Here is a 25,986-nt window from a genome sequence, read left to right on the forward strand (position 1 = left end):
TCAGCGCACAACCGGTGTCAGATTGGAGATGGTAATGAATTGGCTGCTTCCCATTTCGCTTCTGCCATTGCTGGCCGGTCTGGGCGCGCTGCTGCGCCCGGCGGCGGGGCGTCCGGCGCTGACGGTGATGGGCTGGGCGCTGTGGGCCGGCATGGCGACAGCAACCGGCCTCGGGCTGGCGGCGGGCACGGGGATGATCGCGCTCGACTGGCTGGCCTTTGCGATCACCGTGCTCACCCTGTTCGTCGGGGCGATCGTGATCGGGTTTTCGCGCCGGCACATGAAGGCTGATCCCCGGCTGCATCTCTATGTCTTCCGCATCGGCCTGCTGATCGCCTCGGTGCTGATCTTCGTCTCGGCCCGCGATCTGCTGAGCCTGGCGCTCGCCTGGCTGGCGAGCGGCTGGCTGCTCGCCGCGCTGATCGGCCATGTGCCGGGCTGGGTCGAGGCCGGGGCCGCGCGTCGCCGCGCGCTCATCGCCTTTGCCTGGGGCGATGCCGCGCTGGTCGTCGCGCTCGCGATCCTCGGCCTGTTCGCCGGCGGCCTGTCGCTCGACCGCGCGCTGGCGGCGGTGCCCGGCCTGCCCGCAGGTGTGCAGGCGGCGCTGGCCGCGCTGCTGCTGGTCGCGGCGATGGCGCGGTCTGCGGTGCCGCCGTTCCACAAATGGCTGATGGGGTCGATGACCGCGCCCACGCCGGTTTCCGCGCTGATGCATGCCGGGCTGGTCAATGCCGGCGGTTTCCTGCTCATCCGCTTCGCGCCGCTGCTTGATGCCGCGCCGGTCGTGCAATGGGCGGCGATTGCCATCGGGGCGCTCGGCGCGCTGTTCGGCACCGGCGTCATGATCGTCCGCCCCGACGTCAAGCGTGCGCTCGGCGGATCGACGCTTGCCCAGATGAGCTTCATGATCATGACCTGCGGGCTCGGCGCCTATGCGGCCGCCCTGTGGCATCTGATCGCGCACGGCCTGTTCAAGGCGTGGCTGTTCCTGGGTGCGGGGTCGACCATCGGCCGCGCCCGGCCGAGCCAGCTGGCGCCGCTGTCGGTTGCCGATACCGCCATTGTCACCATCGCCGCTGCGGCTCTCGCTGCAGTGGTGATCGGCCGCGGCCTGACCGCGACCCTGCCGCTGCCGCTGCTGTTCGCGCTGCTGACCGCGCTCGCCAGCTTTGCCGGGCTGCTGCGCGCCCCCGGCCGGATCGGCGCGCAGGCGATGCTCGCGCTCGTGTCGACCGGGCTGGTCGCCGCCTATCTGGGCGGCGTCCATCTGGTCGAGGCGCTGCCGGGCCTGCCGGCGGCGCGCGCGCTGCCGCCGCTTGGTCTGCAGCTGGCCGTGATGCTGCCCTTCATTGCCGCCTGGGCGTGGCAGGCCGCGCGCCTGCCGCTGCCCACCACCTTGTACATCCGCATGCTCAACACCGGCGGACCGGCGTTGATCCGCTGAGGGACGACAGACAATGGCCACCAACATCACCCTTGACCGCAGCGACACCGCCCACGCCGCCATCGCCCGGCTGGTTGCCGAGGCGGCGGCCGCCGTGCCCCCGGTCTGGCCGCTTGAAAGCGCGATCGCCGTCAACCCGCTCGCCGGGTTCGAGGACCTGCCCTTTGCCCGCGCGGTCGAACAGGGCGCGGCGCTGTTCGGCGCCCGGCCGACCCTGGCCGCCGACCAGTGGCGGGCGCTGCTGGCGCGCGAGATGGTCGATGAAGCCGCGCTGCGCGATGCCGCGATCGCCGCGCTCGGCGGTCTCGATCAGGCGTTTGCGCTGGTCGGCGTCGATGTCAGCCGGTTTGACCTGCTGATGGCGCGGCTGCGCGGGCTGGGGAGCCGCGTTCCCGATGCCGCGCTCAGCGATGCGGTCGCGCGCCGCTTCGCTGCCTTTGCCCGCCCCGCCGAACGGCCGCACATCATCGCACCGACCGAGCGGATCGGGATCGAGATGCTTGGCTATGCGCGCGCCTTCATCGCCAAATGGTGCGGCGCGTTCTTCGACCAGTCGGTCGCCGCGCTGCCGATGCCGCACCGGGCGATGGGCCTGTATCCCGCCGTGCTGCGGCTGGTGGCGAAGGACCCCGATTTCATCCGCTTCGGCGGTTCGGAATCGCAGGCGATCATCGATTCGGCGCTCGCCGATCCGCTCGCCGCGATCGAACAGAGCCTGATCGCGCTCGGTCTGGAAGGCGACAACCGGCTGGCGCTGCTGCGCACGCTGATCGCGCGGCTGCCGGGCTGGGCCGGGCATATCCGCTGGCGCACCGAACAGGCCGATCCCGATGTGGCGCGTGGCGCGCCCGCCGGCATGGCCGATTATCTGGCGCTGTGGCTGCTGGTCGAACGCGCCTGCGCGCTGCGCGAATGGCCGGAAGAAGGCCGCGCCCCGGTCGCGGATCCGGTGCCGGGCATCATCGCCGGGCTGGCGGCGCATTTCGCGCTGACCCCGGACCAGGTGACCGGCCTGCCGCTGCCCGGCGCGCGCCAGATCCACGACATTGCCGCGATGGACGACGCAGCGCTGGGGCTGATCTGGCTGGAAGCGGCCGAACAGGGCTATCGCGCCCGGCTGGTGCCGGCGATCGAGCGCGCCGCCGCGACGCTGCCGACGGGCGACACGCGCCCCGCCGCGCAGCTGGTGTTCTGCATCGATGTGCGGTCGGAACCGTTCCGCCGCGCGGTCGAGGCCGAGGGCGATTATGAAACCTATGGCTATGCCGGGTTTTTCGGCCTGCCGATCGCCGCGCGCCCGCCCTGCGGCCATCGCCGCAAGCTGCTGCCGGTGCTGCTGCAGCCCGCTTATGACCTGAACCTTGCCCCTGCCGGGGCGGCAGGCGAGGCGGCGCACGGGGCCGAGCGGCGCGCCGGCGCGACCCGCGAGCTGATCTCAAGCCTCAAGTCCGGGGCGGCGACCAGCTTTTCGACCGCCGAGGCGATGGGGCCGTTCGCCGCGCTGATCGCGGTGGCGCGCACGCTTGCCCCCGGCCTCGCCCGGCGGCTTGGCCGCAAGGATGCCGGCGCGCTCGCCCCGGTGCTTGCCACCGACCCGATGGGCACGGGCCTGCCGCTCGAGGCGCGGATCGGCGCGGCGCGCGGCTTTTTCGCCTATACCGGCATGCCCCGCCGCACCGCGCGGCTGGTGCTGCTCGCCGGCCATGGCGGCGAGGCGGTCAACAACCCCTATAAGGCGGCGCTCGACTGCGGTGCCTGTGGCGGCCATGCCGGCGGCGTCAATGCGCGGGCGATGGCGGCGGTGCTGAACGACGCCGACGTCCGCGCCGCCCTTGCCAGCGATGGCGAGGCGATCCCCGACGACACGCTGTTCATCGCCGGCGAACACAATACCACGACCGACGAGGTCGCGCTGTTCGATCTGGATGCGCTGCCCGAAACCCACCGGGCGGAGGCGGCGGCCTTTGCCGCCGCGCTGAAGCGGGCGGGGGCTGCCAACCGCGCCGTCCGCGCCCCCGCGCTCGGCACCCAGGGTGACGCGCTGTTCGCCGCCGCCGCCCATTGGGGCGAGGTGCGGCCCGAATGGGGGCTGGCGCGCAATGCCGCCTTCATCATCGGCCCGCGCGCGCTGACCCGCGAGATCGATCTGGGCGGCCGCGCCTTTCTGCACAGCTATGACTGGCGCAGCGACGACGACGAGTCCGCGCTGGCGCTGATCATGACCGCGCCGATGGTCGTCGCGCAGTGGATCAACTGCCAGTATCTGTTCTCCACCCTCGACAATGAACGCTGGGGGGCGGGCGACAAGACGGTCCACAATGTCATGGGCGGCATCGGCGTCGTGCAGGGCAATGGCGGCGACCTGCGCGTCGGCCTGCCCCGCCAGTCGCTGTTCGGCGATGACGGCGTGCCCTATCATGTGCCGCAGCGGCTGCTGACCGTCGTGCATGCGCCGGTCGACCGGGTCGAACGGATCATCGCTGCTCACCCGATCCTGCAAAAGCTGTTCGGCAAGGGCTGGGTCAATCTGGTCGTCGTCGATCCGCACACCGGCAAGGCGGTGCGCCGCCGCCCGGACGGGGAATTGGCCGAAGCCGGCACCGCGATCCCGGCCTGATGGCGCAAGCGGAGCGGGGCTGGGGCGCGCCCGGGCTTGCCTGCCGCCCCCCAGCCCCGCTCCGGGTCTTTGGTTTGCCGCATTTTCCGAGCTGCCGTGCGATTCCACCCGGCTTGAAAATGCTCTAGCCCGGACCCTGACCGGACCGCCACCAAGGGCGGCCGGCGGGGAGAAAAAGGGATGCAGCGGGCGATCTTCATCACGGGCGGCGGCTCCGGCATCGGCCGGGCGACGGCGGCGCTGTTCGCCGCGCGCGGCTGGCGTGTCGGGCTGGGCGATGTGAACGCGGCGGGCATGGCCGAAACCATCGCGCTTGCCGGCGGCGCGGCGATGAGCGCCCATCCGCTCGACGTGCGCGACCGCGACCAATGGCGCGCGGCGCTGGAGGCTTTTGTTGCGCTCAGCGGCGGTCGGCTCGACCTGCTGTTCAACAATGCCGGGGTCGGCAATGGCGGGCCGTTCGAACTGATGAGCGACGCTGACCGCGACCTTGTTGTCGACGTCAATCTGCGCGGCGTCATCTATGGCGCCGAAGCCGGGCTGCCGCATCTGAAGGCGACGCCCGGCGCGTGCCTGATCAACACCTGTTCGGCAGCCGGGCTGTTCGCCGCGCCGCGCATGTCCGTCTATGCGGCGACCAAATTCGCGGTGCGCGGCCTGACCGATGCGCTCGACGCCGAATGGGGGGCGGCGCACGGCATCAGGGTGCGCACGGTGATGCCAAGCTTCATCGACACGCCGCTCCTCGATGCGGTCGCCGCCGGATCCAACCGCAGCGGTCGGGAAACGGTGAGGGCAATGGGGCTGGAGTTCACCCCCGTCGAGCGCGTGGCCGAGGCGGTGTGGGCGGCGGCGACGGGCAAGCGCCGGCATGTCGTTGTCGGCCGCACGGCGAAGCGGCTGGCGTTTCTCACCCGCTTCGCGCCGTTCCTGCTGCCGCGCTGATCGTTTCCCGCTTAGCCCCGCCCGGCCCTGGCCCGCGTCATCACCCTGTCATCGCCAGCCGGCATGGCGCGGCCGGGGCAAATGACCGGGGGCTGGCAATGTTCGGACGTGGGCAGGGCGCGGTGCGGCATCCGCGCGGTGATACGAATGGCGCGAGCGGCGCGATCGGCGACAGCGACTGCTATCGCCTGTCGGTCGGGCGCTGGCTGATCTGGGGCAGCCGCGCACTCGACCGGCCGGGCAAGGGCATCGCGGCGGGCTGATCTGCCCGCCGGCCCGGATGGCCGGGCCGGCCGGGCGCACCGTGTTTTCAGGCGAACAGGGCCTTCAGGTGGCGTTTCAGGATCTTGCCATTGGCGTTGCGCGGCAGCGTTTCGCCTGAAAACACGATCCTGACCGGCACCTTGAACGGCGCCAGCCGGGCGCGCACCCAGTCCTGCAGCTCGGCCTCGCCGGCGCTGGTGCCGGGGGCGAGGTGGACGACCGCCGCCGGCTCCTCGCCCAGCGTGCGGTGCGGGATGCCGACCAGCGCAGCATCGGTGACCGCCGGATGCTCGTAGAGGGCGTTTTCGACCTCGATCGAATAGATGTTCTCGCCGCCGCGGATGATGATGTCCTTGGCGCGGTCGACGATGAACAGAAAGCCTTCCTCGTCCAGCCGGGCAAGGTCGCCGGTGCGCACCCAGCCATCGACAAAGGTCTCCGCCGTCGCCTCGGGCTTGCGCCAATAGGCTTTGACGATCTGCGGCCCCTTTGCCCACAGCTCGCCAATCTCGCCCGGCGGCAGCACGGTGATGCCGTCCGCACCCCGGATCTGCAGCTCGGCGACCGGCACCGGCGGCCCGGCGCTGTCGGGGCGGTGCAGATAATCCTCGGCGATGTGGCTGGTCACGGTCGCCATCGTCTCGGTCATTCCCCAGCCATTGCCGGGCAGCGCGCCGAATTCCTCGAAAATGCGCCGCACCAGCTCGGGCGCGGACGGCGCGCCGCCATAGGAGATCGCCTCAAGGCTCGACAGGTCGAACCGCCCGCGCTCCGGATGTTCGATCAGCTGCCAGGCGATGGTCGGCACGCCGCCCGTCACATTGACGCGTTCGCGCTCGATGATCCGCATCGCCTCCAGCGCGTCCCAGCGGCGCATGAAGATCGTCGTGTTGCCGGCCGCCATCGCCCCCATCAGCGAGGCCGAACAGGCGGTGACATGGAACAGCGGAATGACCAGCAGCCCGACCTTGGGGGCCGGTTCGGGTGGCGCCTCGCCCCGGCGCAGGAAACTGCGCGCGCCCGCATAGGCACCCGAAAAGATGTTGGTGACGAGGTTGCGGTGGGTGCCAAGCGCCCCCTTGGGGTGGCCGGTCGTCCCGCTGGTGTAGAAGATCGTCGCATCGTCATCGGCTGCAACCGGCGTGTCGGGCAGCGGCGTGTCGGCCAGCCCCGCCCAGTCGCCGGGCGTGCCGATCAGATCCTCAAGCCGCTCGGTGCCGGCTGGGGCGGCATCGGCACGCGCGACCAGCACCGTCTCCAGCCCCGCCAGCTCGGCCCGGTGCGGCGCGATCCGCTGCCAGCGTTCGGCATCGGCGACCAGCAGCCGCGCCTCGGAATCCGCCAGCCCATAGGCCAGTTCGGCCCCGGTCCACCAGGCGTTGAGCGGCACCGCGATCGCGCCCAGGCTGACCACTGCGAAGAACGCGACCACCCATTCGGGCAGGTTGCGCATGCAGATCGCCACCCGGTCGCCCTTGCCCACGCCGCGCGCGGCGAGCGCCGCCGCCAGCGCCGCGATCGCCCGGTGCTGCGCCTCGAAGGTGACGCGTTCATCCTCGTGGATGGTCGCCAGCCGCCCGCCATGGCCGCGTGCGAACTGGACGAGCAGGCGCAGATTTTCGGGCGCATGCTTCCACACCCGGGTGGTCACGCCGCGAATCACGCGCTCCTCGATCTCGAATCGCTGGCCGGGGGCGCACAGCAGCGCCTGCACCTGGTCCAGCGACATCACCGGCCATGCCGTAGCGTTCGCCTCGCTCACCCACTCTCTCCTTTGTCGCCGGGGCTTTGAAACCCTCGCTTTTCCGCGGGATATTGTTGATTTGGACCCGGCTCAAGGCGATAAGCCCGGCAAAAAAATCGGAGGGTATGCAATGCAGGTCGCGGATGCGCGCACCCACGGATTCGATCCCGACCGGCTGAAGCGGATCGATGCGTTCCTTGCCGAACGCTATCTGGAAACCGGCCGGTTCAAGGGCACGCAGCTGCTGGTCAGCCGCGACGGGGTGCCCGTCCATTTTTCGTGCGCCGGAACGATGCGCGACGATGGCCGGCCGATGCAGCCCGATACGCTGTTCCGCATCGCCTCGATGACCAAGCCTGTCACCTCGGTCGCGTTCATGATGCTGGTCGAGGAAGGCCGGGTGATGCTGGACGATCCGGTGCACAATGTGATCCCGGAATGGCGCGATCTGGGCGTCTATCAGGGCGGTGGCGCGGGCGTGCCCTTCGTCACCCGGCCGCCGGCCACGCCGATGCGGATGATCGACCTGCTGCGCCACACCGCCGGCCTGACCTACAGCTTTCAGAACCGCAGCAACATCGACGCCGCCTATCGCCAGACCCGGATCGAGGGCTGGTGGGGGCCGCATGATCTGGACGGGGTGGCCGCGACGCTTGCCGGCATCCCGCTCGAATTCTCGCCCGGCGAGGCGTGGTGCTATTCGGTCGCGACCGACATTCTGGGGCTGGTGATCGAACGGCTGTCGGGCCAGCGGCTCGATGCCTTTTTCGCCGAACGCATCTTCGGCCCGCTGGGCATGGCCGACACATTTTTCCAAGTGCCGGCCGACCGGATCGACCGGCTGGCCGATTGCTACACCCTGCACCCCGAAAAGGGCGTCACGCTGCATGACCGGGCGGAGGAAAGCGCCTGGGCGCGCGCGCCGCGCCAGTTTTCGGGCGGCGGCGGGCTGGTGTCGACCGCGGCCGATTATCACCGGTTCTGCCGGATGCTGCTGGATGGCGGCGCGCTTGACGGCGTGCGCATCCTGTCGCCCAAGACCGTCGCCCTGATGACGATGAACCATCTGCCCGGCGGCGGCGATCTGGCCGGCATGTCGCGGTCGCTGTTTTCCGAAGCGACCAATGCCGGGGTCGGTTTCGGCCTCGGCTTTGCGGTCACGATCAACCCCGCGCCGACGCTGGTGCCCGGTTCGGCGGGCGAGTTCTACTGGGGCGGGATGTTTTCGACCGCCTTTCATATCGATCCCGTCGAACGGCTGATCTTCATCTTCATGACCCAGCTCAGCCCGTCGAGCAGCTGGCCCGTGCGCCGCGAGCTCAGGGCCCTCATCTATTCCGCCCTCACCCGATCCGGAGCATCCGCATGACCGATCTCGACACCTTCCGCGCCGAAACGCGCGCCTGGCTGGAGGAAAACTGCCCGCCGGCGATGCGTCAGCCCATCGCGTCCGAAGACGATGTCGTCTGGGGCGGGCGCAAGGCGAAGCTGACGCCCGACCAGCGGCTGTGGCTCGACCGCATGGCCGCGCGCGGCTGGACGGTGCCGGACTGGCCGGTCGCCTATGGGGGCGGCGGGCTCAGCCCCGAACAGACCAAGATCCTGCGCGAGGAAATGGCGCGGCTGAAATGCCGCAGCCCGCTGCAGAGCTTCGGCATCTCGATGCTCGGCCCGGCGCTGCTCAAATATGGCAATGAGGCGCAGAAGCTGCGCTTCCTGCCCGAAATCGCGCGTGGCGAGATCCGCTGGTGCCAGGGCTATTCGGAACCCAATGCCGGGTCGGATCTGGCCGGGCTGCAGACCTGGGCCGAGGACAGGGGCGATCATTTCGTCGTCAGCGGCCAGAAGGTGTGGACCTCCTATGCCGACAAGGCAGACTGGATCTTCTGCCTCGTGCGCACCAGCCGCGAGGCCAAGCAGGGCGGCATCAGCTTCCTGCTGTTCGACATGGACAGCCCGGGCGTGTCGACCAAGCCGATCCTGCTGATTTCGGGCTATTCGCCGTTCTGCGAAACGTTCTTCGACAATGTGAAGGTGCCCAAGGACCAGCTCGTCCATCAGGTCAACAAGGGCTGGGACGTCGCCAAATATCTGCTCGGCCATGAGCGCGAGATGATCTCGGGCATGGGGCTGGGCGGCGGCGGGCTTGGCTCGGGCGGCCCGGCGGCGCTGGCCGAGGAGGCCAAGCGCGCGGCGGGCGTCGAGGCCGATGGCCGGCTGGCCGATCCGCTGCTGCGCGCGCAGATCGCGCTGTTCGAGGTGCGCGAGCGCGCCTTCCGCGCGATGTCGGAACGCTTCATTGACGAGCTGAAGCATGGCCGCGCCCATCCGGCCCAGCCCTCGATGATGAAATATTACGGGACCGAGCTGAACAAGGCGCGGTACGAACTGGTGATGGCCGCGGGCGGGGCCGACGCGCTCGAATGGGAGAGCGAGGCCAGCCATGGCGGTGCCAAGGCGCGCGCCTGGCTGCGCACCAAGGCCAACTCGATCGAAGGCGGGACGAGCGAGATCCAGCTCAACATCGTCGCCAAGCACATCCTCAACCTGCCCGGAGCCTGACTGCGATGCCGCTTTTCCTGACCGAAGAACAGACGATGCTGCGCGACAGCGCGCGGCAGTTCGTGGGCGACACCGCGCCGGTCGCGCATCTGCGGGGGCTGCGCGATGCCGCCGATCCGGTCGGCTTTTCGCCGACACTCTGGAAACAATTTGCCGAAATGGGCTTTGCCGCGATCCTGATCCCGGAAGCCGATGGCGGGCTGGGCCTCGGCCATGTCGAGGCGGGCGTGGTGCTGGAGGAGATTGGCCGCAACCTGACGCCGTCGCCCTTTCTGTCGACGGCGGTGGGCGCGGTGACGGCGCTGCGCCATGCCGGTCAGGGGCTGCGCTCGCACTGGTTCGGGCGCATCGCGCAGGGTGAGGCGGTGGCGGCGCTCGCCATCGACGAATCGGCCAAGCACCGGCCCGAACAGATTGCGCTCACCGCCGTGCGGGCGGGCAACGGCTTTGCGCTGTCGGGCACCAAGCGGTTCGTGACGCACGGCCATGTCGCCGATCTGATCATCGTGGCCGCGCGTACCGAAGGGCAGCCGGGCACGCGCGACGGCATCACGCTGTTCGCGCTCGATAAGGGGGCTGCCGGCCTGTCGGCGCGGCCCGAACGGCTGGCCGATGCCAGCCTGGCCGCGACGCTCGAGTTCGACCGGGTCGAGCTGACCGCCGATCAGGTGATCGGCGAGGTCGGCCAGGGCTGGGCCGTGCTGTCGGCGCTGCTGTCGGCCACCCGCACGGCCGCTTCGGCCGAGCTGCTCGGCGTCGGCGGCGGCGCGATGGACATGACCACCGCCTATCTGAAAGACCGCAAGCAGTTCGGCGTGCCGATCGGCAGCTTCCAGGCGCTGCAGCACCGTGCCGCGCATCTTTACTGCGAGATGGAGGTGGCGCGCGCCGCCGTGCTCAAGGCGCAGCAGCTGCTCGACGCCGGCGATGCCGGGGCCGAGCGCGCGGCGCTGGTCGCCAAGGCGATGACCGGGCTTGCCACCACGCTTGCCGTGCAGGAAGGCGTGCAGATGCATGGCGGCATCGGCATGACCGATGAATATGACATCGGCTTTTTCATGAAGCGCGCCCGGGTGCTGGCCGAGGCGTTTGGCGACGCCAATTGGGCGGCAGACAGCCTGGCGCGGATGGGCGGCTATTGATGGACGAGAAACGCGCGACCGATCCCAGCGGCATGATCGCCCAGCTGGAAGACCTGCTGACCGTCGAGGAGCTGGACCGCGATCTGTATCGCGGCCGGCGCCAGCCCGAAGGGCGCGGCCGGGTGTTTGGCGGTCAGGTGATCGCCCAGGCGCTGATGGCCGGTGTGCAGGCGGTCGATCCCGACCGCGTGCCGCATTCGCTGCATGCCTATTTCATGCGGCCCGGCGACGAGGAACTGCCGATCATCCTGCGCGTCAACCGCGACTATGACGGCGGCAGCTTTTCGACCCGGCGGATCATCGCTTTCCAGAAGGGCGAGCCGATCCTGAACATGGCGGCCTCGTTCCAGAAGCGCGAGGAGGGGCTGTCGCATCAGGACGCGATGCCCGACGTGCCGCCGCCCGAGACGCTGACCCCGGAGGCGGAGCTGCGTCTCAAGGTCGCCGATCAGGTGCCTGAGCGGCTGCGCGATTTCTTCACCCGGCCGCGGCCGTTCGACATCCGCCATGCCAGCCCCTGGACCCCGCTGGAGGGCGAGGCGCATCCGCCGGTGCAGAATGTCTGGTTCCGCGCCCAGGCGCCGGTCAAGGGCGGGCCGGACATGCACCGGGCGATGCTCGCCTGGGCATCCGACATGATGCTCCTCGGCACCGGCATGCGCCCGCATGGGCTCAGCTGGGTGCAGCCGGGCGTGCAGACGGCCAGCCTCGATCATGCGCTGTGGTTCCATGACGATGTGCGCGTCGATGACTGGCTGCTCTATGCGATGGACAGCCCCTGGGGCGGGCGCGGACGCGGCTTCAACCGGGGCAAGATCTTCGCGCGCGACGGGCGGCTGATCGCCAGCGTCACGCAGGAAGGGCTGATGCGGCGGCGGGGCTGACCCCACCCCGCCCGGCATGAACCGGTTCTAGCGCCAGCGCCAGTCGGCGTCGTCCGCGCCTAGCATCGGCGGCGCGGCGTCGGCCATCATCGCTTCGCCGTCGATCACCATCGGTCCGCGCACCTGGGGCAGGGTGCCGCCTGCGACATGCGGCGCGGCAAGCGGGCGCACCAGCCCGCGCGCCACCGCCTGCGGATCGGCGAGCGCCTGGGCGATGTCGTTGATCGGGCCGCCGGGCACCCCCGCCTCGGCCATGGCGGCGAGCAGCGCCGCGCGCGTCATCCGCGCCGTCGCCGCGGCGATCAGCGGCACCAGCCGCGCGCGCCCGGCGATCCGCCCGGCATTGGTGGTGAAATCGGGATCATCGGCCAGCTCGGGCAGCCCGATCACGCGCACGAAGCGCGCAAATTGCCCGTCATTGCCGACCGCGACGATCACATGCCCGTCCTGCGTCGGAAAGGGCTGATAGGGGGCGACATTGGGATGGGCATTGCCCATCAGCCCCGGCACCTCGCCGCCGACCAGATGGTTCATCGCCTGATTGGCGAGCATCGCCGCCTGCACGTCGAACAGCGCCATGTCGATCACCGCGCCGCGCCCGGTGTCGTGGCGGCGGTGGAGCGCGGCCAGGATCGCGCTTGCCGCATAGGTGCCGGTGAACAGGTCGACGACCGCGACGCCGACGCGCTGCGGCTCGCGCCCCGGCTCGCCGGTGATGCTCATCAGCCCGCCCATCGCCTGGATCAGATAGTCATAGCCCGGCCGCGCGGCATAAGGCCCGGTCTGGCCGAAGCCGGTGATCGAGCAATAGATCAGCCGGGGATGCGCGGCGGTCAGCGTTGCCGCATCAAGGCCGTAGCGGACCAGTCCGCCGGTCTTGAAATTCTCGATGACGACATCCGCGCCCGCCGCCAGCTCGGCCAGCCGCGCGCGATCGGCGGGGTCGTCGAAATCGGCGGTGATCGACCTTTTGCCGCGGTTGCAGGCATGGAAATAGGCGGCCGACAGCGGCGCGCCGTCCGCGCCGGTGACGAAGGGCGGGCCCCAGCCGCGCGTGTCGTCGCCCGCGCCGCGCCGCTCCACCTTGATCACGTCTGCGCCCAGATCGGCGAGCATCTGGCCGGCCCAGGGACCGGCCAGGATGCGCGCCAGTTCGAGCACCTTCACCCCGGCGAGCGGCCGGGGTGCGGTGGGGGCGGCCGGTTCGTCAGCGTCAGAAAAAGGCATTCAGCCCCGTCTGCGCGCGCCCCAGGATCAGCGCATGGACGTCGTGCGTGCCCTCATAGGTGTTGACCGTCTCAAGGTTCATCAGGTGACGCATCACATGATATTCCTCGGCGATGCCGTTGCCGCCGTGCATGTCGCGCGCCATCCGCGCGACATCGAGCGCCTTGCCGCAATTGTTGCGCTTGACGAGGCTGATCATCTCGGGCGCCACCCGGCCTTCGTCGAACAGCCGCCCGACGCGCAGGCTGGCCTGCAGGCCGAGCGCGATTTCGGTCTGCATGTCGGCAAGCTTTTTCTGGATGAGCTGGGTGGCGGCGAGCGGCCGGCCGAATTGCTTGCGCTCCAGCGTATAGGTGCGGGCGCGGTGCCAGCAGTCCTCGGCCGCGCCCATCGCGCCCCAGGAAATGCCGTAGCGCGCGCGGTTGAGGCAGCTGAACGGGCCCTTCAGCCCTTCGACGCCGGGCAGCAGCGCATCCTCGCCAACCTCGACCCCGTCCATCATCACCATGCCGGTGGTCGAGGCGCGCAGGCTGAGCTTGCCCTCGATCTTGGGCGCGGTCAGCCCGGCCATGCCCTTTTCGAGCACAAAGCCGCGAATGGCACCGCCATGGGCGTCGGACTTGGCCCAGATCACGAACACATCGGCAAAGGGAGCGTTCGAGATCCAGGTCTTGGACCCGGTCAGCCGGTAACCGCCGTCGATCTTTTCAGCGCGGGTGCGCATGCCGCCGGGATCCGAGCCCGCATCCGGCTCGGTCAGGCCGAAACAGCCGACATATTCGCCGCGCGCCAGCCGGGGCAGATAGCGGCGGCGCTGTTCCTCGCTGCCGAACGCATGGATCGGATACATGACCAGCGAGCTCTGCACGCTCATCATCGAGCGATAGCCCGAATCGACCCGCTCCACCTCGCGCGCGACCAGGCCATAGGCGACATAGGATGCGCCCGCGCAGCCATAATCTTCCGGCAGGGTGACGCCGAGCAGGCCCAGCTCGCCCATTTCGGCAAAGATCGCGCGGTCGGTCGCCTCGTCGCGGAACGCCGCGACCACGCGCGGCATCAGCCGGTCCTGCGCATAGCCATGGGCCATGTCGCGGATCGCGCGTTCTTCCTCGGTCAGCTGATCCTCGATCAGCAGCGGATCATCCCAGCGCAGCCGGGCGATGGATGTGGCGTTCATCGGTTCTGCTCCTTGCGCGCCGGTCTAGGCCGGGACGCCGAAAAAAACTACCGCCGCTGCGCGAAGAAGTCGCGCAGCATCATCGCCGCCTCGCCCTCGCCGATTCCGGCATAGATTTCGGGCCGGTGATGGCAGGTGGGCTGGGCAAACACCCGCGCGCCATGATCGACGCCGCCGCCCTTGGGATCGGCGGCTGCGTAATAAAGCCGCGCGATTCGCGCATGGGCGATCGCCCCGGCGCACATCGCGCACGGCTCCAGCGTCACCCACAGATCGCAGTCCCCCAGCCGCTCGGCCCCAGCAGCGCCGCCGCCGCGCGAATCGCCACGATTTCGGCATGAGCGGTCGGATCGGCGCGGCGGCGGGTTTCGTTGCCCGCCTCGGCCAGCACCTGGCCGGCCCGGGTGATCACGGCGCCCACCGGCACCTCGCCCGCCTCGGCCGCGGCACGCGCGGCGGCAAGCGCACGGCGCATCGGCTCGGGCATCGGAAAGGCCATGGCCGGGCCATGCCGGGGGCGGCGGGCGGCTGTCAAATCCTGTCCGCCGGCCGATCTTCGCTGATCCCCGTGCCCGTCCCCATGCCGGCATTGCGCCGTGGCGCGGTTGACGCCGGGCGGGGATGGGTTTATGCGCGCCGCTTTCCGGGCAACCCGTTCCAGGATGAAGATCACATGTCGCGCATTTGCGAGCTGACCGGCAAGGGCCGGCAGGTGGGCCACAATGTCTCCCACGCCAACAACAAGACCAAGCGGACGTTCCTGCCGAATCTGCAGAATGTCACGCTGATCTCCGACGCCCTTGGCCGCAGCGTGAAGCTGCGTGTCTCGACGCATGGCCTGCGTTCGGTCGAGCATGTCGGCGGTCTCGACAACTGGCTGATCAAGACCAGCGAAGACAAGCTCGGGCCGACCGCCCGCAAGCTGAAGCGCGAGCTGAAGAAGGTTCAGGCCGCGGCCTGAGCCGCGCCGTCTGCGCCGCAGCACTGAATATTGTCACGTCGCCGGCCGGGCACGCGCCCGGCCGGCGTTTTGTGCTGGTGTCAGCGCGCGCCTGCGTCCCAGCGGAAGCGCAGCAACAGGCTGCGCTGGACGGGCAGATGATTGTCGTCGCTCGCGACCCAGAGGATGGTCGAATCTCCTTCGCGCGTGATGGCGAGCGCCTCGTAATTGTCGCTGATCAGCGGCGGTGCCAGCCGGGCGATTACCCGTGACCTGAGCGTCCCGCCCGCGCGAATCGTCGCCGGATCGGCGATGGCGATCAGGGCCGTCATCGGCCAGCTCACCCGCCGTTCGAGAATCAGGATGCGGCCATCGGGCAGCTGGGCGACGTCCGTCACCCGGTGGCCGGGCGCGGGGCGATAGGAAAAGCCGAGCGGCGGCACGCCCGTCACCGGATCGCCGGGATAAAGCAGCGCATCGCGCCCGCCCGATTGGGTCAGCCCGCCTTCGGCAAACAGCAGGAAGCGCCCGTCGGCGAGCCGCGTCATCGCCTCCACGCCGCCATTTTCCGGCCAGGGCCGGCGCGGCCGGATCGGCACCATGCCCGTCGCCTGCCCCGGCCCGCCGCCGGGGCCGGGGGCATAGCGCCAGATGCCGTGCTGCTGCTCGAACGCCACCCAGATCGTGCCGGTGGCGGGATCGACGGCCATCGCCTCCGAATCGCGTTCGGCCTTCAGATAGCCGCTGCCCGGCCCCGCCGGCAGATCGCCGACCCGCGCATCGGCCAGCCGCCCGCCCGCCGCCGCCAGCCCGAACACGCCGCCGCCATCGCTGACCAGCAGCAGCCGCCCGGCACGCCCGATCATCGCCGACCAGCCGCCAAAGGCGCGGTCCGTGCTGGTCAGCTGCCAGCCGCCCAGAAAGGTGAGCGGGCCGATCCGGGTGCGGCGCGGATCGGCGGGGTCGAGCCTCACCGGCGTCGCGGTGATCCGCGCGCCCGCGTGGAGCAGGGGGCGGGGTGCCTCGCCGCTATTGCCGCCGGTGCCAAAGGCCATGAGCAGGATCGACAGGACGAAGCGGCGCATCGTCCCGCCCCTAGAGCGGTTTCACGCGCAGGGGAATCGGGTGGGAGATGTCGGTTGGTGGCGCGGGACCGGGAGTCTGTTGATTGGGAAGAACGGCACCGGCCCGCTCCCCCACCCGGCCTCCCACAATATACTGCCGTTGGGAGGCCGGGTGGGGGAGCGGGCCGGTGCCGCCCCCGCGCCGCGAGGCGCAGCACAGTAAACCCGGTGCCGCCCCAGCGCCGGAAGGCGCAGCACATGATAACACCTCACCCGCCCCGGTAAAGCAACGTCACCGACACGCGCCGGTTGCGCGGGTCGCCCGGCCGGGCGGTGACATAGGGTTCGCGGTCCGCCACCCCCTCGATGCGCGAAAAGCGCGTTTCGGTGACGCCGCCCAGCGCCAGCCGGCGGCGGGTCGCCTCGGCCCGGCCCGATGACAGCATCCAGTTGTTCATCAGCCGCGGATCGCCATAGGCCAGGCTGTCGGTATGGCCGCGGATGGTGATCCGGTTGCCAAGCGGGGCGACCGCGCGGGCGACCGTGTCGACCAGTTCGGCCGCCTCGCGGTTGAGCGCCGTCGTGCCGAGCGCGAACATCGAATAATCGGCATTGTCGATCAGGTCGACGCGCAGCCCGTCGCGCGTCGGCACGAAGCGGATGTTGCGCCTGACCCGCGCGAACCGGGGATCGCCGGTCAGCCGGAGCGCCAGCTGTTCGCGCAGGCGGGTGAAGTTCTTCTGGTCCTCCGCCCGGATCGCCGAGGCCGCATCGGCGCGCAGCGACCCCTTGTCGCCCGTCCCTTCGCGGTCGCCGCCTGCCGCCGACAGCGGCACCGTCATCGCGCGCGTGCCGGTCTGGGCGGCGCGGTGCGGATAATTGTCCTTGTCGACCAGCGACGATCCGCCGAGCAGCCCGTTCGATCCGGCGCTGTTCTGCCGCGTCTCGACCAAAGTCGGCGCGAAATAATCGGCAAGCGCCTTGCGCTGCTTTTCGGTCGTCGCGCCCAGCAGCCAGAGCAGCAGGAAAAACGCCATCATCGCGGTCACGAAATCGGCATAGGCGACCTTCCACGCGCCGCCATGATGGCCGTCATGCGCCTCGGCCATCACCTTGCGGACGATGATGCGCGGCGGCTCGTTCGAGCCGGCGGGCGGGGGGATGAGGCGGCGCGCGGCCATCGCCTCAGCGGCCCCTCAGCCCGTCGAACACCTCGGCAAAGCTCGGCTGCAGCTCGTGCTTGATGCCCGAACGCGCGGCTTCGATCACCAGCGGCTGCGGATGGCCGTGGAGCGAGGCGATGATGATCTGCTTGACGGTCTGGTAGATGGCAGTGTCGGCCTCGACCAGCTGGCGCAGCCGGTTGGCGAGCGGGCCGACAATGCCATAGGCGAGCAGCACGCCCAGAAAGGTGCCGACAAGCGCCGATCCGATCATGCCGCCCAGGATCGCCGGCGGCTGGTCGATCGAACCCATCGTCTTGACCACGCCCAGCACCGCCGCGACGATGCCGAGTGCCGGCAGCGCATCGGACAGCGATTGCAGCGCAGTCACCGGCTGCATGACCTGATGGTGATGGGTGCGGATCGCATTGTCGACCACATCCTCGACCGCATGGACGTCGAGCGTGCCCGACGAGACGACGACCAGCCGCAACGTGTCGGCGATCAGATGGACGAGCGCCTCGTCCTTCAGCAACCGGGGATATTCGGCGAAGATCGCGCTCGATTTCGGATCCTCGACATGCGGCTCGAGCGCCACCGGCCCTTCGGTGCGCAGCAGCCGCATCAGCCGCGAGACAAGGAAGATGACGTCGAGAAAATCGCCCTTGGCATAGGTCGGGCCGCGAAACACCTGCGCGATGCCGATGCCGAGCGCCTTCAGATCCTTGATCGAATTGCCGATGATCAGCGCGCCCACCGCGGCCCCGCCGATGATCAGCATTTCGTGCGGCAGCGCGTGCAGCACCGGGCCGAGCGCCCCGCCGGTGATCGCAAAACCGCCGAACACCATGACGAGCAGCACCACCAGGCCGATTGCCGGGATCATCGGTTCTTCGCCTCCACACGCTGGGGTGCCGCCCCGTGCGGACCCCGGCAGATCAAACGGCCGACCGGCCGGGGGCTTGAGGAAAAATGGTGGTTAATCAGAGCCTAAAGCAATGGTGCGGCGGGAGGGGAAGGATGGTGCGCCTGACGGCGGCACCGGGAGTTTGTCGATTAGGAAGAACGGCACCGGCCCGCTCCCCCACCCGGCCTCCCAACGGCAGGTTACGCTATGGGAGGCCGGGTGGGGGAGCGGGCCGGTGCCGCCCCCGCGCCGGGAGGCGCGGCACCAAAAAAGCCCCGCGCCGCACCACAAACAAAATCACCTCACCGCAGCAGATCGAACAGGCTGAGCTGGGAGAGCCGGGTGAAGCTCGCCTGGGCGGCCTGCAGCGTCACCATCGTCTTTTGCAGGTCGATGATCGCCGCCTGCACATCCACGCCTTCAAGCGTCCCGCGCAGCACGTCCGTGTCGATCCGCGCGCGGGTCAGCCGCTCGCGCTCCAGCTCGGCGCGGGCACCGCGCGCGCCGACCGATGCGCGCGCGCCGGCAATCTGCCGGTCGGCCGCGCCCAGCCCCTCAAGCCCGGCGTCGATGCGGGCGCGCAGATCGGCGGCGGTGCCGCCCCCGCCGGGGCGAGCGCGGCGGCAAGATCGTCGATGACCGCGAACAGGTCGGTCACCTGCCCGCCCGCCATGATGTTGCCGAACACCCGGTCGCCGGCATCCCCGGTCGCGATCGTCTGGCCGGGGGCGATGGGAATGGCGGGCGGTTCGCCCGTGCCGGCATAAGCGATGCGGCCATCTGCACCTTGGGTAAAGGCCGGGCCGCCCGCCGATCCCGCGAACAGCGGCGTGCCGCGCGCGTCGCTGCTGTTCGCCAGCCGGAACAGATCGTCGCGGATCGCGCGCAGTTCGGCGGCGATGGCCGCGCGGTCCTGCGCGGAGAGCGTGCCGTTGGCGGCCCCGGTCGCCAGTTCGCGCGCGCGCTGAACCTGGGTCTGCACCGAGGCGAGGGCCGCATCGGCCTGGCCGAGCAGGCTGCCGGCAAGGCTGACATTGTCGAGATAGCGGGCATCGTCCGCATCGGTGCGCGCCAGCCGGGCGAGCCGCGCGGCGGCCACCGGGTCGTCGGACGGGGTCTGGATGCGCTTGCCGGTCGCGATCTGCTCCTGCAGCCGCGCCGCGCCCGTGGACAGGGCGGCAAGCTGGCGGCTGCCCCGGTCGAACAGCTGGGCGGTGCCGATCTGCATGCTCGTCTCCCTCAGACCGCCTCGAGCAGCGACTGGAAAATGTCGCGCGAGACCTGGATGATGCGGCTCGACGCCTGATAGGCTTGCTGGAAGCGGATCAGCTCGACCGCCTCGGCATCGAGATTGACGCCCGACACCGCGTCGCGCGCGGCGACCGCGCCGTCGAGGATCGCGCGCTGCGCCGCCGCCATGTCGCGCCGCGCGGCCAGCGTGGCGGCATTGGCGCTCACCATCTCCTCGGCGGTGCGTTCATGGCCGGCGGTGCGGCGCAGCGCGGCAAAGCCGGCCAGATTGCCATTGTCGCGGCTGCCCGGCCCCGTCGCGGTGACGGTAAAGCTGTCGCCGTCGCGCGGCGTGCCGGTCACGGTCAGCGACAGGCCGGCAAGGCTCACCGGCTGGCCGGCGACATAAGGCGCGCTGGCCATCGCCGTGCCGGTTGCCGGGTCGAGCGCGGTCAGCGTGCCGCCGGTGATCCGGATGTGGACGGCAGGGCCCGATCCCGCACCGCTGGCCGACAGGCTGGCCGTGCCGGCATTGCCGCTGTCCGCACCAATCGTCCATGGCCGCGCCGCCGCAATCTGGCGCGGGGTGATGGCGGTGACGGTCAGCAGCCCCGCGCTGATCGAAAACAGCTCCGCCCCGGCTGGCCGTCCAGCCCCAGCCCCTCGGCCTGCACGCGGTTGACATCGGTCTTGAGCCGTTCGGCCATCGCGGTGATCGCGGCCCGCTGGTCGGCGATGCGCAGTCCGGCATCGCCCAGCCCGCCGAGCATCCCGGCGCGGAACTGCACGGCTTCGGGATCGCCGCTGCCCTGCAGCGTGATCGCCAGATCGCCCGAGGCGTTGACCGCGCCGGTCAGCCGCGCCGCCGCCGCGCCGGTGACGAGCACCGGGCCGGTCGCGTGATTGATCCGCACGGTCGCCGCGCCCCGGTCGTCGAGCGTCACATGCAGCGACCCGAGTTCGGCCATCCGGTCGAGCAGCCGGTCGCGTTCGTCCATCAGCCGCGCCTGTTCGGCGCTGCCGGCGCGCACCCGTGCCAGCCCGGCATTGGTGCCGGCAAGGCCCGCGGCCAGCCCGTCCAGCTCCGCAATCGCGGCCCCCGCGGTGTCGGCAAGGTCGGCGGCGGCGGCGGCCAGCCCGGTTTCGGCCAGCCCCATCGCCGAAGCGATGCCGCGCGCCGCCTCGATCAGCGCGGTGCGCGGCGCGGTCGCGGTCGGATCGGCGGCGATGCCCTCGGCGGCGGTGAAGAAGCGGGTCAGCGCGCCGCCGATATCGGCGTTGCTGAGCGTCCGTTCGATCCGCTCCAGCCAGGCAATGCCGGCATCGGTGCGCCGGGCCTCGCTGCTGCCGGTCCGCACCGCCTCGGCCCGATAGGCATCGGCCGACCGGGTGATGCCGCCGACGATCACGCCGCTGCCGGTCTGGGTAGCGGTCGACAGCAGCTGCCGGCCCGGACCCGCGCCGATTTCGTTCAGCCGGACGCCGCGCCGGGCATAGCCCGGGGTCGCCGCATTGGCGATGTTCTGACCCGTCACGTCGAGCGCGGCCTGATAGGCGCGCACGCCGCTTGCGCCGATCGACAGCAGGTCGCTCATCCGCCCGTCTCCTTCCCGCCCGCCCCGTCACCGCCGGCATTTTCGGCCAGATCGGGCCGGCGCTGCGCCAGAAAATCGGCGAGCGCGCGGCCGATGCCGATCGGCATGCGGTTCGCCATGGTCTCGGCCATATGAACGTCCTGCATGTCGCGAAATTGAGTCATCGCCTCGCTGTCGAGCAGCCCGTCGCCGAGGCTCGCCGCGCGCGCGGACTTGAGCATCATGCCGATGAACAGCGCCTCGAACCGGGCGGCCGCCTGGTCGAGATTGGCGCGCGTCGCCAGCCGCGAGCCGTCGGCCGGGGTCGCGCCGCCCGTGATCGGCGGGGACGGAAGGGGGGCCAGGCCGGTCACAGCACGATCAGTTCCGCCTTGAGCGCGCCGGCTTCCTTCAGCGCTTCAAGGATCGCGACCAGATCGGCGGGCGACGCGCCGATGCCGTTGACCGCCTTCACAATGTCCGACAGCCGGGGGCCGGGATCGAGCAGGAACATCGGGTTGCGGTCCTCGGCCACCTGCACGTTGCTCGACGGTTCAAGCGCGGTCTGCCCCTGCGAAAAGGGTTCGGGCTGCACGATGCGCGGCGCTTCGTCGATCCGGACCGTCAGCCGGCCATGGGTGACCGCCGCCGGGCCGACGCGCACCGCGGCGTTGATGACGACGGTGCCGGTGCGCGCATTGACGATCACCCGCGCGCGCGGTTCGGCGGCGACCACGGTCAGATTCTCGACCTCGCTCATCAGCGCGGTGCGCACATCCTCGCCCAGCGGCGCGCGGATCGCGACCGACACGCCATCGACGGTGCGCGCGGTGCCCGCGCCCAGCCGGTCGTTGATCGCCCGCGCCACCCGTTCGGAGGTGGTGAAATCGGCCTTGGTCAGGTTGAACACCAACTCGGGGGCGCTCGCAAAGCCGGTATCGACCGCGCGCTCGACCGTCGCCCCGTCAGGGATGCGGCCGGAGGAGGGGACGTTGACTGTCACCCGCGAACCGTCATTGCCCTGCACGCCCAGCCCGCCGACCGCGAGCGACCCCTGCGCCATCGCATAGATCTGCCCGTCCGCACCCAGCAGCGGCGCCATCAGCAGCGACCCGCCGAGGAGCGATTTCGCACGCCCGATCGCCGACACGGTCACGTCGATGCGCTGCCCGGGCTTGGCAAAGGCCGGCAGTTCGGCGGTGATCATCACCGCCGCCGCATTTTTGAGCGCGGGGTTGAGCTGGGGCGGCAGGTTGAGGCCGAACCGGGCGGCGACGCCCTTCATCGACTGGACGGTGAACTCCAGATTGTCGTCGCCCGTGCCGGCCAGGCCGACGACGATGCCGTACCCGACCAGCTGGTTCGGGCGCACCCCCTGAAAGCCGCCCAGATCCTTGATCCGTTCGGCGCGGAGCGGTGCCGCCACGATGCCGGCGAACGCGGCGATGGCGATCAGGACGAGATGGACGAGGCGCATCAGAACGGGCTCACCAGCGAGAAGAAACGTTGCAGCCATCCCGGCCGGCTCTGGCGCTGCAGGTCGCCGCGCCCGGCATAGGTGATGCGCGCATCGGCGACGCGGCTGGACAGCACGCGGTTGTCGAGATCGATGTCGGCCACGCGGACAATGCCTTCGATCTGCACCCATTCCTCGCCGCGGTTGAGCGTCATCAGCTTCTGCCCGCGCACGCGCATCGTGCCGTTGCGATAGACTTCGGCCACGGTCACGCTCACATCGCCGAACAGGCTGTTGGACTGGCCGGCGCTGCCCTGGCCCTCGAACGCCTGGGTGCCGCTGGCCCGCGCTTCGCCGGGTGCGAACAGCGCGAGCGGGCCGGAGGCCGGCGGGGTCAGCCCCAGCGACCCGTCGCGGCCGCTGCGCGATTCGACCGCCTTTTGCGCGACCGTGCGTTCAACGAGCAGGATGGTCAGCATGTCGCCGACCGCGCGGGCGCGCGGGCCTTCGTGCAGCCCGGCATAGCCGTTGGCGGCCTGGAAGATCGCGCCATTGGCGGGCGGTGCGGCGGGCAGGGGCGGCGTGGCGGCATAATCGACCGGCGGCCCCTTGCGTCCAAGGCCAAAGGGCAGCCCGCCCGCCGATGCCGGCAGGGCCGGCACGGTCGCGGCCAGCAGCCCGGCCAGGTGCAGCCCGGTGACCAGCACGGCGGCGCGGGGGGTGCGGCGGCGCATGTCAGAGGTTCTGGTTGACATATTGCAGCATCTGGTCGGCGGCCGAGATCATCTTGGAGTTGACCTCATAGGCGCGCTGGGTCTCGATCATGTCGACCAGCTCCTCGACGACATTGACGTTCGATCCCTCAAGCGTCCCCTGGCGGATCGTGCCGCGGCCAAGCTGCCCGGCGACGCCGATATTGGCGGCCCCGCTGCCCGCGGTTTCGAGCAGGTAATTGTCGCCCATCGGCTGCAGACCGGCGGGGTTGGGAAAGATCGCGACCTGGATCTGGCCGAGCTGCTGGACCTGGGTCTGGCCGGGCAGCTGCGCCGATACGGTCCCGTCGACGCCGATGGTGATCGATCCCGCCCCTTCGGGAATGGTGATCGCCGGCTGCACCGCATAGCCTTCGGCGGTGACCAATATGCCCTCGGCGGACCGCGCCAGGTTGCCGGCGCGGGTATAGGCGATCTGTCCGCCGGGCATCGCCACCTGGAAATAGCCGTCGCCGTCGAGCGCGAGATCGAGCGCATTGCCGGTCGTCGCCAGCGCCCCCTGCGTCTCGATCCGCGCCGTGCCCTGGATGCGCACGCCGGTGCCAAGGTTGAGGCCGACCGCATAGCGGGTCTCGCTGGTCGAGGGCGCGCCGGTCTGTGTCACCACCTGATAGGCAAGCGAGGCGAACTGGGCGCGGTCGCGCTTGAACCCGGTCGTGTTCACATTGGCGAGGTTGTTCGAAATCACGCGCATCCGTTCGTTCTGCGCGTCGAGGCCCGTACGGGCGATGTGCATGGCGGGGCTGGTCATGCCGGGGGATCCTTATTGCGGCAGGCGCATCAGCGATGCGCCGCTTTCGTCCATGTCGCGTGCGCTCGACAGCAGCTTGGCCTGCACCTCATAGGCGCGCTGGTTCTCGATCATCTGCACGAGCGTGTCGGTCAGGTTGACGTTCGACTGTTCAAGCGATCCGGCGATCAGCGTCGCGTCGAGATCCTGGGGCAGGGTGCCGCCGCCCTTGACGTGCAGCAGATTGTCCAGCCCCTTGACCGTCTCGCTGCCGCGCGGATCGACCAGCTTCAGGCGGTCGACCGGCTGGGGCGGCTGGCCCTCGCCGCCGGGCGGCACGATCAGCACCGTGCCGTCGGCCGCGATCGACACGCGCGCGGCGGGGGGCAGGGTGATCGGGCCGTTGCTGCCCATCACCACCATGCCCTCGCCATTCTGGAGCGCGCCCGAGGGGCGATCGTCAGGTCGCCGCGCCGGCTATAGGCCTCGCTGCCATCGGCGGCCTGCACGGCCAGCCACGCCTCGCCCGACACGGCAATGTCGAGCGCGCGCCCGGTCTGCACCACCGCGCCCGGCCGCCGGTCGGCGTCGATCACCTCTTCGGAGGTCGGCGCGCGCGACGCCAGGCCCGCGCCCGCCAGCGTCAGCTGTTCGAACTGCACCTTGTCGGCGCGAAAGCCGGTCGTCGTCGCGTTCGCCATGTTGTTGGCGATCGCCGCCTGGGCGGCCATCCGGCCGCGCAGGCCCGAATAGGCGGTGTAGACTAGCCGGTCCATCGGCCGCGTCCTTTCTCAGGCCCGTCAGTTGCGGATGTTGATTATCGTCTGGGCGAGGTTCGAGGCGGTATCGATCGCCTTGGCGTTCGCCTGGAAGTTGCGCTGGGCGGCGATCAGGCCGACCAGTTCCTCGGTGATATCGACATTCGACCGTTCGATCGCGCCGGCAAGCAGGCTGCCGAACCCGCCCTGGCCGGCCTCGCCGACATCCGGCTCCCCCGACAGGCCCGAGGCCGACCAATAGCTGTTGCCCAGCTGGCGCAGCCCCTGCGGATTGGCGAAGCGCGCCATCACCATCTTGCCGAGCGGTTCGACCGCGCCGTTCGAGAAACTGGCGCGGACCAGCCCGTTGGCATCCACGGTCACGCCTTCGAGCTGGCCGATCGGTTCGCCATTCTGCGTCTGGGCGACGATCGTCGAGGCCGAGGGGCGCTGGGTGGTCGCGACCGAAAAATCGATCACCATGTCCTGCGGCGCGGCACCGACCGGCTGGAAGGTCGCAAAGTTGGTCGGCCCGGCGGGGGTCAGCAGATTGCCATTGGCATCGAAGCTGAGCGTCAGCGGCTGGGCGGGCTGGGCTGGGCCGGATCGGCCGACAGCTGCTGGTCGCCAACAAAGCTGTAGACGCGCCACTGGCTGGTCGGCGCCGCCCCGCCCGGCGAGGTTTCGCGGACATAGTAATTGGTCAGCGTCATCGGATTGCCGACCGAATCATAGATCACCGTCGATGCGGAGAAGTTATAGGTGTCGGGATCGAAGCGGCTGAACGCATAGGGGCTGGCCGCCGTCCAGCGCGGATCGGCGGACGGCACCGGCGAGTTGGCCGACAGGTTGACCGACACCCGCGCCTCGGTGGTCTGGCGCGGCGTGCCGTTGGTCTGCGGCAGGCGCAGCGACACGGTCGAATCCAGCCCGGTCGACACCACGGTGCCGCTGCCATCGACCGGATAGACCTGCACCGATGCGCCCTGCGCATCGACGACGAACCGGTCGGCCGACACCGAAAACGCGCCGTTGCGGGTGAAGGCGACCTCGCTGGTGTTGGGATTGGGCTTCACGACGAAAAACCCCTCGCCCGACACCGCAAGGTCGAGCGCGGAGCCGGACTGCTGCAGCCCGCCCTGCGCGAATTGCTGGCGCACGCCTTTCACATAGGAGCCGGAGCCGATCATCTGGGTCGGGCTCTTGGTCGCGGTCGAGGCGATCACGTCGCCAAACTCGACCCGGCTGCGTTTGAAGCCGTTGGTGCCGACATTGGCCAGATTGTGCGAGATGGCCGACAGCTCGGTCTGGGCGCCCTGCAGGCCGGACAGCGAGGTGTAGAAGGACATGGGTGGCTCCTGTGAAAAACGCGGAAGGCGGGG

24 protein-coding genes and 3 pseudogenes are annotated in these 25,986 nt (G+C 70.1%); 9 read left to right on the top strand and 18 right to left on the bottom strand.

Annotation, left to right across the window (positions count from 1 at the left end; all coding sequences use genetic code 11):
• Positions 1–34: 34 nt before the first annotated feature.
• The 4 genes from GVO57_RS03915 to GVO57_RS03930 all read left to right on the top strand — a co-directional run bounded on the left by GVO57_RS03915 (position 35) and on the right by GVO57_RS03930 (position 5,269).
• Complete coding sequence (locus GVO57_RS03915; protein ID WP_160592032.1) at positions 35–1,444, top strand: proton-conducting transporter transmembrane domain-containing protein; 1,410 nt, start codon at positions 35–37, stop codon at positions 1,442–1,444.
• A 13-nt stretch (positions 1,445–1,457) separates the two neighbouring features.
• Entirely contained in the window at positions 1,458–4,061 is a 2,604-nt protein-coding gene (locus GVO57_RS03920) for a DUF2309 domain-containing protein (RefSeq protein ID WP_160592034.1), read from the top strand.
• Positions 4,062–4,241: 180 nt separating this feature from the next.
• On the top strand, positions 4,242–5,006 hold the full coding sequence (locus GVO57_RS03925; RefSeq protein WP_160592036.1) for an SDR family oxidoreductase: 765 nt from the start codon (positions 4,242–4,244) through the stop codon (positions 5,004–5,006).
• 98 nt (positions 5,007–5,104) lie between these two features.
• Complete coding sequence (locus tag GVO57_RS03930) at positions 5,105–5,269, top strand: hypothetical protein (RefSeq protein WP_160592038.1); 165 nt, start codon at positions 5,105–5,107, stop codon at positions 5,267–5,269.
• A 47-nt stretch (positions 5,270–5,316) separates the two neighbouring features.
• Here GVO57_RS03930 and GVO57_RS03935 read toward each other — a convergent pair whose 3' ends face one another.
• The gene (locus GVO57_RS03935) at positions 5,317–6,999 is read right to left on the bottom strand and encodes a class I adenylate-forming enzyme family protein (protein WP_160593810.1); all 1,683 of its coding nucleotides are present in this window, start codon (positions 6,997–6,999) and stop codon (positions 5,317–5,319) included.
• 145 nt (positions 7,000–7,144) lie between these two features.
• Between GVO57_RS03935 and GVO57_RS03940 the strand changes: the two genes are divergently transcribed.
• Genes GVO57_RS03940 through GVO57_RS03955 form a run of 4 tightly spaced genes read left to right on the top strand, consistent with a single transcriptional unit; the run spans position 7,145 to position 11,602 of the window.
• On the top strand, positions 7,145–8,383 hold the full coding sequence (locus tag GVO57_RS03940) for a serine hydrolase domain-containing protein (protein WP_160592040.1): 1,239 nt from the start codon (positions 7,145–7,147) through the stop codon (positions 8,381–8,383).
• Entirely contained in the window at positions 8,380–9,576 is a 1,197-nt protein-coding gene (locus tag GVO57_RS03945) for an acyl-CoA dehydrogenase family protein (RefSeq protein ID WP_160592042.1), read from the top strand. The genes GVO57_RS03940 and GVO57_RS03945 overlap by 4 nt, the downstream gene beginning before the upstream one ends.
• A gap of 5 nt (positions 9,577–9,581) precedes the next feature.
• Entirely contained in the window at positions 9,582–10,718 is a 1,137-nt protein-coding gene (locus tag GVO57_RS03950) for an acyl-CoA dehydrogenase family protein (protein ID WP_160592044.1), read from the top strand.
• Positions 10,718–11,602 (top strand): acyl-CoA thioesterase, encoded by an 885-nt coding sequence (locus GVO57_RS03955; protein WP_160592046.1) that lies wholly within the window; start codon positions 10,718–10,720, stop codon positions 11,600–11,602. The genes GVO57_RS03950 and GVO57_RS03955 overlap by 1 nt, the downstream gene beginning before the upstream one ends.
• A 27-nt stretch (positions 11,603–11,629) precedes the next feature.
• Here the strand turns inward: GVO57_RS03955 and GVO57_RS03960 are convergent, their stop codons facing one another.
• From GVO57_RS03960 to GVO57_RS03970, 3 genes and pseudogenes are all read right to left on the bottom strand, one after another.
• The gene (locus tag GVO57_RS03960; protein ID WP_160592048.1) at positions 11,630–12,829 is read right to left on the bottom strand and encodes a CaiB/BaiF CoA transferase family protein; all 1,200 of its coding nucleotides are present in this window, start codon (positions 12,827–12,829) and stop codon (positions 11,630–11,632) included.
• Entirely contained in the window at positions 12,816–14,009 is a 1,194-nt protein-coding gene (locus GVO57_RS03965) for an acyl-CoA dehydrogenase (protein WP_160592050.1), read from the bottom strand. Before GVO57_RS03965 ends, GVO57_RS03960 begins: the two co-directional genes overlap by 14 nt.
• A 47-nt stretch (positions 14,010–14,056) precedes the next feature.
• A pseudogene (locus GVO57_RS03970) lies at positions 14,057–14,484 on the bottom strand (nucleoside deaminase).
• A gap of 198 nt (positions 14,485–14,682) precedes the next feature.
• Between GVO57_RS03970 and rpmB the strand changes: the two are divergent.
• Entirely contained in the window at positions 14,683–14,970 is a 288-nt protein-coding gene (rpmB, locus tag GVO57_RS03975) for a 50S ribosomal protein L28 (RefSeq protein ID WP_160593811.1), read from the top strand.
• Between the two features lie 80 nt (positions 14,971–15,050).
• Here the strand turns inward: rpmB and GVO57_RS03980 are convergent, their stop codons facing one another.
• From GVO57_RS03980 to GVO57_RS14805, 14 genes and pseudogenes are all read right to left on the bottom strand, one after another.
• Positions 15,051–16,034: an esterase-like activity of phytase family protein gene (locus tag GVO57_RS03980; protein ID WP_160592052.1), complete on the bottom strand. Its 984-nt coding sequence runs from the start codon at positions 16,032–16,034 to the stop codon at positions 15,051–15,053.
• Positions 16,035–16,282: 248 nt separating this feature from the next.
• On the bottom strand, positions 16,283–17,194 hold the full coding sequence (locus GVO57_RS03985; RefSeq protein ID WP_160592054.1) for a flagellar motor protein MotB: 912 nt from the start codon (positions 17,192–17,194) through the stop codon (positions 16,283–16,285).
• Between the two features lie 4 nt (positions 17,195–17,198).
• A complete protein-coding gene (gene motA / locus GVO57_RS03990; RefSeq protein WP_160592056.1) occupies positions 17,199–18,062 on the bottom strand; it encodes a flagellar motor stator protein MotA in 864 nt (287 codons plus the stop codon).
• A 323-nt stretch (positions 18,063–18,385) separates the two neighbouring features.
• Entirely contained in the window at positions 18,386–18,523 is a 138-nt protein-coding gene (locus GVO57_RS15355; RefSeq protein ID WP_201752685.1) for a hypothetical protein, read from the bottom strand.
• A 23-nt stretch (positions 18,524–18,546) separates the two neighbouring features.
• Positions 18,547–19,311: a flagellar hook-associated protein FlgL gene (flgL, locus tag GVO57_RS04000; RefSeq protein WP_160592058.1), complete on the bottom strand. Its 765-nt coding sequence runs from the start codon at positions 19,309–19,311 to the stop codon at positions 18,547–18,549.
• A gap of 11 nt (positions 19,312–19,322) precedes the next feature.
• Positions 19,323–19,736, bottom strand: a complete 414-nt coding sequence (locus GVO57_RS04005) for a flagellar basal body rod C-terminal domain-containing protein (protein ID WP_160592060.1) — start codon at positions 19,734–19,736, stop codon at positions 19,323–19,325.
• Between the two features lie 179 nt (positions 19,737–19,915).
• Positions 19,916–20,908: a FlgK family flagellar hook-associated protein gene (locus GVO57_RS04010; RefSeq protein WP_160592062.1), complete on the bottom strand. Its 993-nt coding sequence runs from the start codon at positions 20,906–20,908 to the stop codon at positions 19,916–19,918.
• Positions 20,905–21,261, bottom strand: coding sequence for a rod-binding protein (locus GVO57_RS14795; protein ID WP_233281464.1), 357 nt, complete (start codon positions 21,259–21,261; stop codon positions 20,905–20,907). Before GVO57_RS14795 ends, GVO57_RS04010 begins: the two co-directional genes overlap by 4 nt.
• A complete protein-coding gene (locus tag GVO57_RS04020) occupies positions 21,258–22,364 on the bottom strand; it encodes a flagellar basal body P-ring protein FlgI (RefSeq protein ID WP_160592064.1) in 1,107 nt (368 codons plus the stop codon). The genes GVO57_RS14795 and GVO57_RS04020 overlap by 4 nt, the downstream gene beginning before the upstream one ends.
• Entirely contained in the window at positions 22,364–23,077 is a 714-nt protein-coding gene (locus tag GVO57_RS04025) for a flagellar basal body L-ring protein FlgH (protein ID WP_201752686.1), read from the bottom strand. Before GVO57_RS04025 ends, GVO57_RS04020 begins: the two co-directional genes overlap by 1 nt.
• 1 nt (position 23,078) lies before the next feature.
• Positions 23,079–23,867, bottom strand: coding sequence for a flagellar basal-body rod protein FlgG (gene flgG / locus GVO57_RS04030; protein ID WP_160592068.1), 789 nt, complete (start codon positions 23,865–23,867; stop codon positions 23,079–23,081).
• Positions 23,868–23,879: 12 nt separating this feature from the next.
• Positions 23,880–24,622: pseudogene (locus GVO57_RS04035) on the bottom strand (flagellar basal body rod protein FlgF).
• Positions 24,623–24,646: 24 nt separating this feature from the next.
• On the bottom strand, positions 24,647–24,781 hold the full coding sequence (locus GVO57_RS15565) for a flagellar basal body rod C-terminal domain-containing protein (RefSeq protein WP_407695721.1): 135 nt from the start codon (positions 24,779–24,781) through the stop codon (positions 24,647–24,649).
• Positions 24,767–25,953 (bottom strand): annotated as a pseudogene (locus GVO57_RS14805) (flagellar hook-basal body complex protein); the annotation flags it as partial. The gene GVO57_RS15565 and the pseudogene GVO57_RS14805, both read right to left, overlap by 15 nt.
• Between the last annotated feature and the right edge of the window lie 33 nt (positions 25,954–25,986).

This window comes from Sphingomonas changnyeongensis, assembly GCF_009913435.1.
In the GTDB taxonomy this organism is placed as follows: domain Bacteria; phylum Pseudomonadota; class Alphaproteobacteria; order Sphingomonadales; family Sphingomonadaceae; genus Sphingomonas_B; species Sphingomonas_B changnyeongensis.